This window comes from Photorhabdus aballayi (assembly GCF_026153155.1).
In the GTDB taxonomy this organism is placed as follows: Bacteria; Pseudomonadota; Gammaproteobacteria; order Enterobacterales; family Enterobacteriaceae; genus Photorhabdus; species Photorhabdus luminescens.
Window position 1 is genome coordinate 23,812 of the sequence record NZ_JAPFCD010000051.1, and the last position, 11,517, is coordinate 35,328.

Sequence of the window (11,517 nt, forward strand, 5' to 3'; positions counted from 1 at the left end):
TTGTTAATAAAATGTATTTTTTCAAATACCAATATGGCATATATAAGTTACTAAAAGTTTGGTAATAGAAAAGATCCGCGCGAAGCCGCATCACTATGCGTTACTGCAAAAGAAAGATTATTTTTTGGAAAATGCCCATCACCAATTAATAGTGACAGGCAAATTATGGGATGAGTTATTTCACTGACTCACGGAGGCGTTTAGCCGCTTGTACCATGTTTGCCAATGACTGGCGAGTTTCCGTCCAACCACGGGTTTTCAGGCCACAATCCGGGTTAACCCACAAGCGTTCAACCGGAATACGATCAGCCGCTTTACGTAACAGGGCTTCAATCCACTCAACACTAGGTACGTTAGGTGAATGAATGTCATAAACACCCGGCCCGATCTCATTCGGATAAGAGAAGTTTTCGAATGAATCCAACAGCTCCATATCCGAACGGGAAGTTTCAATGGTAATCACGTCCGCATCTAACGCTGCGATGGAAGGCATGATGTCATTGAACTCGCAATAACACATATGAGTGTGAATCTGTGTGTCATCTTTAGCAATTGCAGCATTCAATTTAAATGCTTCTACCGCCCAATCAAGATAGGACTGCCACTCTTCCCGGCGCAATGGTAAACCTTCCCGCAATGCTGGCTCATCAATCTGGATGATACCAATGCCCGCTTCTTGCAAATCGTCCACTTCATCACGCAGCGCCAACGCAATCTGCTTAGCAATCGTCTCACGGCTGACATCTTCCCTTGGGAATGACCAACAGAGAATTGTCACCGGCCCAGTTAACATCCCTTTGACAGGTTTTTCCGTCAGCGATTGAGCATATTTAGCCCATTCTACAGTGATCGCTTCTGGACGGCTGACGTCACCAATAATCACTGGCGGCTTAACGCAGCGGGAACCATAGCTCTGAACCCAACCATTCTGCGTAAAGACAAAACCGTCGAGGTGTTCACCGAAGTATTCCACCATGTCGTTACGTTCAGCTTCGCCATGAACCAATACATCTAATCCCAAACGTTCTTGTTCGTTAATTGCCTGCTTAATATGTTGACAGATATTGGTACGATAGCTGGCGCCATCTACCCGACCTTTTTTGAAATCCAAACGCAAGCCGCGGATTTCCGTCGTTTGCGGGAATGATCCAATTGTTGTTGTCGGCCACAATGGCAAGTTATAGCGCTGACGCTGTATTTCCGCACGCTGTGGGTATGGCAGATTACGCTCACTGTCCTGTGGATTGATTGCTGCAAGGCGCTCAGTAACCGCCTGATTATTCACCCGTTTAGATTCACGACGGGCGCGAATTGGCGCACTGTAAACATCCAATTCCGCTTGTTTACCACTTTCCGGCTGATTCAATGCCGCAGCCAGCAAGGCTAACTCCTCACATTTCTGCAATGCGAACGCAAACCAGCTTTTCACCTCTGCATCAAGCGCAGTCTCATCACTCAGATCGATAGGACTATGCAGAAGAGAACAGGAAGAACCGATCCACAGTGTACGACTACCTACCAATGGCTTAATCGACTGATATTTGGCAGTTAAATCCGCACGCCATACGTTACGACCATTAATCACACCAAGGGAAAGCACCCACTCTTTTGGCAGTGACTCATTCAGTTGCGCGATATCATCCTGACCAGCAACCAGATCCACATGCAGCCCTTGTACCGACAAGGATTTGATCGTTTCGAGATTGTGACCAACGCTATCGAAATAGGTAGTCAACAATAATTTAACCTGCCCTTGAAGTGCCTGATAAGCAACCGGATAAGCGGCTAACCACTCTGCTGGCAGTTCCAGTACCAGCGCAGGCTCATCAATCTGAACCCATTCGATACCACGTCTAGCTAACTCAGCTAATACTTGCTGATAAACAGGAAGAATATCTTTCAATAAAGAGAGACGATCAAATGCCTGACCTTTCACTTTACCCAGCCACAGGTAAGTCACCGGCCCCAGTAAAACGGGTTTCACTTGATGACCCAGAGCCAACGCTTCATCCACTTCTTCTAGTAGCTGAGTCCAACTCAGTTTAAATTCCTGCCCTTGCTGAAATTCTGGCACGATATAATGGTAGTTAGTATTAAACCATTTAGTCATTTCCGCGGCGGCAGCAGGTTCACCCGTCGGCGCACGACCGCGAGCAATACGGAATAGTGTATCTAGATCAATCGTGCCATCTGGATTCTGGTGACGTGGAGGCACATTACCGAGTAGTAAACTGGTGGTTAGCACATGATCATACCAAGCGAAATCGCCAACCGGCACTAAATCAACACCAGCCTGCTTCTGTTGCTCCCAGTGACGGGCACGTAACTCACGGCCAGTTTCCAATAATTCTTGCTGAGAAATTTTCCCTGCCCAATAGTTTTCTTGAGCCTTTTTGAGTTCTCTTTTCAAACCGATACGTGGAAAGCCAAGTGTGTGATTAATAATCGTCATTTCATTATCCCGTCATTTTTAGCCGTCTAGATGTTTACACATCCATAATCAACAGGTAAGGTATAAACCACAAGCGCAATTTATTCATTATCATCCTGAAGGTTTCTCATGATCGAAATAAAACATCTAAAAACATTACAATCATTGAGTCATTGCGGTTCATTAGCGGCAGCAGCCAATCATCTGCATCAAACACAATCCGCTTTGTCTCATCAGTTCAGCGATCTTGAACATCGCCTTGGCTTCCGGTTGTTCATTCGTAAAAGTCAACCGCTTCGCTTCACGCCACAGGGTGAAATCTTATTACGACTAGCAGAACAGGTACTCCCTTTGGTTCAAAATGCACTGAGCGAATGTAAAGAGCCGGGCCAAACAAATCTGCGTATCGCCATTGAATGCCATAGTTGTATTCAGTGGCTGACACCGGCCCTCAAGCATTTCCGAGAAACCTGGCCGCAAGTCAATGTGGATTTCAAATCCGGCGTCACTTTTGATCCACAACCTGCACTACTGCAACGGGAATTGGATGTCGTTTTGACATCAGATATTCTCCCGGAGAGTCATTTGCACTACACACCGCTATTTGATTATGAGGTCAAACTGGTTGTCGCTCCGGATCATCCTCTGGCAAATAAATTACACATCCAGCCAAAAGATTTAATTGATGAAACATTGATGATCTACCCCGTTCAGCGTCATCGATTCGATATCTGGCGGCGTTTCTTGCAACCAGCGGGGGTTGCCCCTACGTTGAAAAATGTGGATAACACTCTATTACTGATTCAAATGGTCGCTGCCCGCATGGGAATCGCGGCTCTGCCACATTGGGTTGTTGAAACATTTGAAAGGCAAGAGTTAGTGGTAACTAAGACATTGGGAGAAGGTTTATGGAGCAGGCTGTACGCTGCCGTCCGTGAAGGCGAACAGTATCAGCCTGAAACTGACGCATTTATCCACTCCGCACGCCAGCACGCAATAGATAATCTGCCATTCGTAAAAGGAATTGCAAAATTAAACGTTGATGACCCCAGAACAACGCAGCAACCAAACTCCCACCAATGGTAAATTTTACCAGCCATGCCGCCGGAACCAACATATTATTCATCATTGTCAGGGGGTTCCGGTATCTATGTTTATAAATCTATGTCTATGAATCTATGGTGGAAAAACAAATGCCACAAATCAACCATCAACCATCAACCTGACAGGCGAAATATCCACCAATCAGGCTGAATAACATGGCTGACAAAATTGTCGTGACAACCAACAAATTACAGGATATCAGTGCTCTTTCTGTACCAACAAAGCTTCCAGTAAATCCAAATCATGCAGCAAGGTTTGAAGTGTCTCATTACTGATTTTTCTGGTTGCACGCAGATGATACAGCTCACCGCGCTCTGCCCTTAATGCAGTCAGACGAAAACGACGTTCCAAATCTTCCACTAGCAGATTATGTTCCATCTCATCCTGCCCCACAGTACGGCGACGCAAATAGCCAATTACCCTGGAAGCAACTTCAGTAATAACCTCAGCATCCAATTGCTCTTCGGGACTCGCAGAAAGACGCTCTTCCATCTTATTCATACTGACAATCGCCACTTCCGCCATAGCTGCCCGCGCCATTCGCACCTCACTGATATCGGCCTCTTTATCGCAAGTTTGCATTCCCCGTAACAGAAACGGCAAAGAGAGAACGCCAATTAACAACGAAAACAGGATGACACCCGCGGCAATAAAGATAAGCTGATAACGGGCAGGGAATGGCGAACCATCCGCCAGAAACAGAGGAACAGACAGTGCGCCAGCAAGTGTGATGGCGCCACGAACTCCGGCAAAAGATGCCAGCCATAATTCACGGGTGGTATAAGTCGCAAAATTCAGTGGATTTTTTTTCATAAAGGCTTTGCTGATATTCTTCATCAGCCATAACCAACAGAAACGCAGTAGTAAAAGTGCCCCATAAATCACTGCGACTGCGGCGAACAACATCCAGGTTTCAACGGTTGGATCAAGTTCTGCCTGTATAACGGAAGTTTGCCAGATTCCCGGTAGTTGCAGGCCCAACATGATAAATACCAAGCCGTTAAACACGAACGCCAGCATTGACCAGACACTATCAGCACGCAAACGCATTGCCAACGGTGCATTACGGATGACCCCAGATTTACTGATCGTCATACCCGCAGCAACTGCGGCAAGAATACCGGAAACGCCAATATGTTCTGCAATCAGATAAGAGGCAAACGGCAACAGCAACATGAAAACAATTTGGGTTGCCGGATCGCCACCGCTCCAACGGTTCATTAAACGCAGGGATTTACTGTACAACCAGGTTACTGCAATACCAGATAATAAACCGCCAATAGCAACTTTGAAGAATTCTATGGTCATGCCAGTAACAGAAAACGCCATCGTTCCCATTGCTATCGCTACAGCGAATTTTAAGGCTACCAGGCCGGAAGCATCATTCATTAACGCTTCCCCTTCCATCACATTCATCATGCGCTTAGGCATGCGCCTTTTTCCAACAATGGATGATAAAGCCACCGCATCTGTTGGCGATAACACAGCAGCAAGAGCAAAAGCAGCAATTAGCGGAATGCCTGGCATCAGCCAGTAAATCAGATAACCAATACCGACAACCGTAACCAGCACCAATACCAGCATCAGTATGAAAATTTCCCGCCCGTACTGGAAAAACTCTCTGGTTGGCATTTTCCAGCCATCAACGAATAACAATGGAGGAATTAGCAGAACAAGAAACAGCTCAGGATTAAAAGTAACATGTAAGCCAAAGTGTGGCCAAGCCAGCAACGCTCCCATTGCAATCTGCATTAACGGCAGAGGTATGCGGAACGGAATCACTTTAGTCAGAACACCAGAAACTGAAACCACCAAAATCAAGATCAGAATAGTAAAGAATATTTCCATGTTGCCCTTACAATTTACCTAAGAATCGTTGGTATACAGATTGAAACTCTTTTTCTTCCTGTTAATACAAAAACAGTGAGAATAAATCTTAATATTAAAGTAACTGAATCAATCGAAAAAGGTAGATACACACGGAGCCGTATCCGAAAGAATTGCAAGAATATTGTAAACTAATCAGATAAATAGAGGGGGAAATAATTGAGAATTTAAAAGTAATCGCAAGAAACGGCAAAGTGCGCAGGGGTGAACACCCCTTACGCACTTTTTAATCAATCAAATAGCCCAATCACCAGCATAAAATGCTACTAAAGCGACCGTAATTACCACTGTACCGATATTCAATTGGCGCCATTCACCCGAACAGATACGACCAACAACCAAAGAACTAAAACCCAACATAATACCGGTTACAATATTGCAGGTCAGAACAATAAAGACTGCACAAAGCATACCGGACATCGCCCCGACAAAATCATTGAAATCCAGTTTTCTGACATTACTCAACATCAGTAGACCAACATACATCAGCGCCGGCGCAGTGGCATACGCCGGTACAAGATATGAAAGTGGAGAGAAGAACAAAATTAACAGGAACAGGATACCGACCACCGTTGCGGTTAAACCTGTTTTACCGCCTGCTGCGGTACCCGCGGCTGATTCGATATATACCGCAGCCGGAGAAGCACCGATAGCACCGGCAAAAATACTACTAACAGAATCGGCAGTCAGCGCTTTACTGCCATTAATAATCTGTCCACCTTTATCCAACAGATTCCCTTGCCCTGCTACCGCACGGATAGTACCGGTCGCATCAAACACCGCAGTCATCACCAGCGCCAACACACTGGGTAATACAATTGGCTGCAAAGCTCCCATAACATCCATGCTAAAAATCAGGGACAGGCCGTCATCTCCCAGACTCGGTACCTTAAAAAACCCTTGATATCTCACTGCCGGATCAAAAATCAGTCCAATAATAGAAATCACTACAATCACTAACAGCACACCGCCAGGGACTTTCAACCTTTCCAAGCCAAAAATAACAGCCAGCCCAAGCAAAGTCATCACAACCGGAAAAGAGGTGAACGCCCCCAAAGCAACAGGCAGACCTTCCAACGGGTTCTTAATGACCAGACCAACGCCGTTTGACGCAATCAGCAATAAAAACAGCCCAATACCAATCCCTGCACCATGCGCAATACCCATTGGTATATTGCGTAAAATCCAAGAACGAATACCGGTAACAGAAATCACCGTGAACAAGCACCCCATCAGAAATACCGCACCGAGTACAACCGGAATAGCGATTTGCTGTCCTAAAACCAAACTAAAAGCGGTAAATGCAGTTAACGAAATTGCACAACCAATTGCCATTGGCAAGTTAACCCATAGCCCCATTAACAAAGAACCAAAACCGGCAACCAAACAAGTCGCAATAAAGACCGCAGTATGGGGAAACCCTGCCTGTCCTAACATCCCTGGTACAACGATGACTGAGTAAACCATCGCCAAAAAAGTTGTAAGTCCTGCCAGAATTTCACGGCGTACCGTTGTGCCACGTTCAGTCAACTTAAAATACTGATCCAGTTTGCATTTAACTGGTGCCTGAGTGCCAGACATGTCGTTCCCCTGCATTATGTTCATGGTACTTCTTCCACTTTCTAATCAAACGAAAACGATTACTTCGCTTAATAACACAACAACATTGCACCAATCGGTTCAACAAATCACAAAAGCAATCGTTTGGCTTTCAGAATAGAAAACAGTGGGAGAATTTGAGGCGAAAGATTATCCAGTAATCATAGTGTCGAAATCAATAGCTAACCGTATTATTTAGCCAAGCATCAGAAGAATAACTTCTGGAGATTAAACCTTCACAGCACTAAAGCTCAATGTTCTGTGAATAATGATTCACTAAACGATCATTAATCTCGATGATTCAATCTTAGGATTCAGTTTGCTAGCCATTTGAAAAGAAAAGATTTACTCAGCGCTGGAGCGCTGGCTGCTCTGTTTACAGCCAGCTTTTACGCCTATACAACTGCCGACTGAACACTTCATCCATTATCAGTCTGTGGATTAAGCTGCTCCATTGTCGAAATCAGAAACAGCGCCGCAATGATAATAAGCAGAACAGGTAAACCTGATGGCGTCACTGAACTCGCCATACCTGCAAGCAGTGGCCCAAACAAACTCCCAATACCCCACAACATAGCCGCCGCCGCATTAGCCACTATCAGATCACTCCCTGAAAAATACTGACCAATTTGTACCAATGCAATGGTGTAGATAGCCCCCGCGGTTGCCCCTAAAACAATCAACAGAGGCCAGATAAGATATTGATGTGCCATAGCAAGTGGCAATAGCGCACTTGCTCCAAGCGTTACTACACCACAAGTCTGGTACAAGCGCATACGATTCATATGATCCGCCAGCCAACCAAACGGGAGTTGCATCAATGCATCACCACCAAGAACAACACTTATCATCAGTGCAGCTACCGCTTCGGTATACCCACAACTCATCCCGTAGATAGGTAACATAGAAAGAATGGTGCCGTCGAAAAAAGAAAAGAACAGCACGCCGCCACAGATCGCCGGAGCAACCTTCACAAATTGAACAATAGAAAAGTTGGGCTTCTCATTATGTTTCGGCAACTTATCGCCTTTCTTCTGATCTACCATGACAAAAAGCACCAATGAAAAGATATGGATCAGAGTACAAATCAGTATCGGCGTTTTATCTGCAACACCATAAAAAGCAATGATAGAAGGGCCAAGCAACTGACTGATAGTAAAAACCGTCGTATAAACAGCCAGTACCCTGCCTCGTTTATTCTCTTCAGAGAGCTCATTAATCCAGGTTTCACCCAAGCAGATCATTAACCCATTAGCAGCACCAGTAATTAGCCGCAGAGGAAAAAGCAACTCCATCGGCAACGAACCCAAAAGAGGGAGCAAACTGACAGCAGAAACCCCTGTTGCAACCATCATGACGCGTTTCTTACCTACCAAAGCTACAATTTTCTGGACTACCGGAGCACTCAAAAGAACCCCTAATGCTGGAGCCGCAGAAATTAAACCAATATATAGCTCATCAACACCTTGGCTATTCAAGCGTAACGCTATCATTGGGATAGTCAAACCAATGACAATGCCAATAACAGCGACACTCGTGGTAATAGTAAAAATGGCAAAAAAACTATTATTCCTATAATAACGACCGTTCATTTTATTTATGCCTATCCAGCAAAAATAGAAAGAATAAATATGAAATGAACCGAAAACAACAAATTAATGATATTATATTGAATATATTAATTTTGATTAGTTACTATTTTAAATAGCAAATATATAACGATATATCAGCATTAACCCGGAAGCCAGCACAATAACATTGATAAACTTCAAGAATGTTTCTCTGGAGATTTTCAGTGTCACCTGGCGGCCAAAATAGATCCCCAACAACATGGCTGGAATAAATACCAGTATCAATAACAAAAATGAGGTGTCCAGATAAATACCCATGACAACAAAAATAATCACTCTCGTCAGAGTACTGAAACCAATTAAAGTCGTCTGAGTGATCCTGAAAATTTCCTTATCTGATATCCGTCCGGTTAGATAAATTGCATAAAGAAACCCTCCACTACCAAATAACGCACTGAAAATACCTCCACTCAGCCCAAACGGAATGGCGGCCTTAACAGGGAATTGGCGATAGGTTTTACTGAAAAATAACGAATAAATTGAATAGAAAACAACAAATAACCCCAACACCAGAACTAAAACATCAGGTCGAGTTATCAACAAAATGGCGGCACCAATCAAGCTACCGATAATCATTAACGGAATAATTAACTTGATCTCACTAAACTCTGATTTTTTACCCTCTCTGGTAATATTAATCACTGCGGCGGTCAAATCTATCAACGCGAGCATAGGAACAATTTTCGCTACAGGAATATAAAACGCCAGAATTGGACTGGCAATAAGTGCAGAACCAAACCCGGCCATACCAAAAACTAGATAAGCAAAAAAAACGACAAAAATGCAAATAATCAGATCAGGCCATGCCAGTACATGTAACATTTTTATTTCCCTGAAAATAGTTTTCAAACTAAAGTGATCATTTTCCCAATACTAATAGTTTTTACTATCGTTTGTCAGGCCAATCTGCGAAAAATGGGACACACTAATTAAAGATGTACTTAATATATACATGATACTTATATGTCCATAATGAAAAAATAACAAATTGAAATTATAATCAATTATAAATATTCCCTAGCAATAAATAATTTACCGTATATTAGGAACATATATAAGGGTATTGGAAAGATAAGAGATATCACCAACAAACCAGAAGATGCTCTTAAGAAAATGGTATTTTACTGCTTCAGATTAATATTTTCATTAATACCACTCATATAACGATGGTGAAAAGTTTAACGGATTAACCAGCCAGGACTATAATGGTTGAACGGGTATTTAAGCGTTAACAGATCGATAAAATAACTTTTTAAAACAACAACATGAACTGATTTTAGTATGTTAAAAACATAAAAATGGGAACGATTTAAATTAACTCATAGCAAAAAAATGCTATTTAACGGGTTAAAGCAAGGTACAGAAAGTTTAAACTGGCGTATTTAAGGCATCACAGTGTTGTATAAAAAATGCAATATAATAACGCTGCAAGTAATCCAATTTGTATTCTGTTAAATCATTTATCTGGGGATTTTATTATGCCGATTTTTTATCATCGATTATTTAACTGATTTATGAAAAAATTTATTCTCCGATTGAAAACGTTATTAAAACGCTCCATTTTTAAAAATAGATTAACGGATTAACGGATTAACGGATTAACGGATTAACGGATTAATATTTTAATTTATCTTTTTACCTGAAAACATACTCAAACTGATTTTTATTTCTCCTTTTTCGCTAATATTTTTATAACTAACAGGTTTTAAATCATTATTAAAATACATTTTTTCAACCATTGATTTTAATCAGTATAAAGTTTTAACAGTTTTTTACCACTTTTGACATATGCTTTTTATATTAAGATTAATCATCATGGAATATCGTACTTTACATTTACAAATGTAAATTACACCTTTTTTATCTTTACTGACACTATTTTATCGGTAATTTAAGGCTGTTTTTATAGATCCATAACCATTTATTTTTCTAGATAAATTAACCAATAAATAGCTTGATAATATAAAGATTCCCATTTGTATCTTTTCGGATAATCACCTCTTTTTCAAAGTTTAAATCCTGCTAAATTAACCGTTTTATCTTTTTTTATCACATCATTTTTTGCGGCTTTTTTCATAGAATGACAGCGAGAAAATACTTTAATATTATCCGGTTCGGATAATATTATTTTACGTGCTAGTTTCTTTTTAACTCTTTGTTAATAGATTTAGATTAAATGCCATCAACCATTACCACAAGTGTAAATTTATTTATAAAAATTAAACCATTAAATAAAAAATCACTATACCCAATAGATTTCGAGTTGCAGCGAGGCGGCAAGTGAACGAATCCCCAGGAGCATAGATAACGATGTGACTGGGGTGAGTGAAAGCAGCCAACAAAGCAGCAGCTTGAAAGATGAAGGGTATATATGTACGTTTTTAAATAGGCATAGCTGGTTAGTTAAATATAAAATAACCGAAGAATAACATTGTCGATAAATGCATTAAACATGGTAGTAAATAGGCCGTTTTTAGTCACTATATGCCTTTTAAAAACTGGCATTAATGGAATACCTGTTTTTATAACTCTTGGCTGATTAATCACCGATAAAAATGAACGTGTTATCACTCCCAAACTAATATGCAGGTAAAAATAAATGGTGAACCACGTTAATAAAGATGATAAACCTATAAATTAATTTCCATTTCGACGGTTTTCTTTTCTTGTTTTTAATTAAAATTTCGTTTAATAAATGATTTTTATTGAGTAGCTTATGTAAATATAATAGTTTTTTCCATCTCCCCACTTTCATTTAAACCTTCCAATTTCATTAAATTAGTCCTTGGTTTTTTCTGTATTTGATTTTTTTAGGTTTAAAACCAGAGAGGGCAGCAGGTATGCTCATGGTATTAAAATCAACAC

6 protein-coding genes are annotated in these 11,517 nt (G+C 41.5%); 1 reads left to right on the forward strand and 5 read right to left on the reverse strand.

Annotation, left to right across the window (positions count from 1 at the left end; genetic code table 11):
* Nucleotides 1–175: 175 nt before the first annotated feature.
* Nucleotides 176–2,452: a 5-methyltetrahydropteroyltriglutamate--homocysteine S-methyltransferase gene (metE, locus tag OO184_RS19715; RefSeq protein WP_265380648.1), complete on the reverse strand. Its 2,277-nt coding sequence runs from the start codon at nt 2,450–2,452 to the stop codon at nt 176–178.
* A gap of 108 nt (nt 2,453–2,560) precedes the next feature.
* On the opposite strand from metE, the gene metR reads away from it, so the two are divergent.
* The gene (gene metR, locus OO184_RS19720) at nt 2,561–3,517 is read left to right on the forward strand and encodes an HTH-type transcriptional regulator MetR (protein ID WP_265380649.1); all 957 of its coding nucleotides are present in this window, start codon (nt 2,561–2,563) and stop codon (nt 3,515–3,517) included.
* A 216-nt stretch (nt 3,518–3,733) separates the two neighbouring features.
* Here the strand turns inward: metR and OO184_RS19725 are convergent, their stop codons facing one another.
* From OO184_RS19725 to OO184_RS19740, 4 genes are all read right to left on the reverse strand, one after another.
* The gene (locus OO184_RS19725; RefSeq protein WP_265380650.1) at nt 3,734–5,383 is read right to left on the reverse strand and encodes a Na+/H+ antiporter; all 1,650 of its coding nucleotides are present in this window, start codon (nt 5,381–5,383) and stop codon (nt 3,734–3,736) included.
* 273 nt (nt 5,384–5,656) lie between these two features.
* A complete protein-coding gene (locus OO184_RS19730) occupies nt 5,657–7,003 on the reverse strand; it encodes an NCS2 family permease (protein WP_265380655.1) in 1,347 nt (448 codons plus the stop codon).
* 437 nt (nt 7,004–7,440) lie between these two features.
* Nucleotides 7,441–8,613, reverse strand: a complete 1,173-nt coding sequence (locus OO184_RS19735; protein WP_265380651.1) for an MFS transporter — start codon at nt 8,611–8,613, stop codon at nt 7,441–7,443.
* Nucleotides 8,614–8,721: 108 nt separating this feature from the next.
* Entirely contained in the window at nt 8,722–9,474 is a 753-nt protein-coding gene (locus OO184_RS19740) for a sulfite exporter TauE/SafE family protein (RefSeq protein WP_265380652.1), read from the reverse strand.
* Nucleotides 9,475–11,517 lie beyond the last annotated feature (2,043 nt).

Bases quoted from the DNA above. Each gene is read 5' to 3' on its own strand.
- OO184_RS19725 (WP_265380650.1), bottom strand. From the start codon at position 5,383: ATGGAAATATTCTTTACTATTCTGATCTTGATTTTGGTGGTTTCAGTT.
- OO184_RS19735 (WP_265380651.1), bottom strand. From the start codon at position 8,613: ATGAACGGTCGTTATTATAGGAATAATAGTTTTTTTGCCATTTTTACT.
- metE (WP_265380648.1), bottom strand. From the start codon at position 2,452: ATGACGATTATTAATCACACACTTGGCTTTCCACGTATCGGTTTGAAA.
- metR (WP_265380649.1), top strand. From the start codon at position 2,561: ATGATCGAAATAAAACATCTAAAAACATTACAATCATTGAGTCATTGC.
- OO184_RS19740 (WP_265380652.1), bottom strand. From the start codon at position 9,474: ATGTTACATGTACTGGCATGGCCTGATCTGATTATTTGCATTTTTGTC.
- OO184_RS19730 (WP_265380655.1), bottom strand. From the start codon at position 7,003: ATGTCTGGCACTCAGGCACCAGTTAAATGCAAACTGGATCAGTATTTT.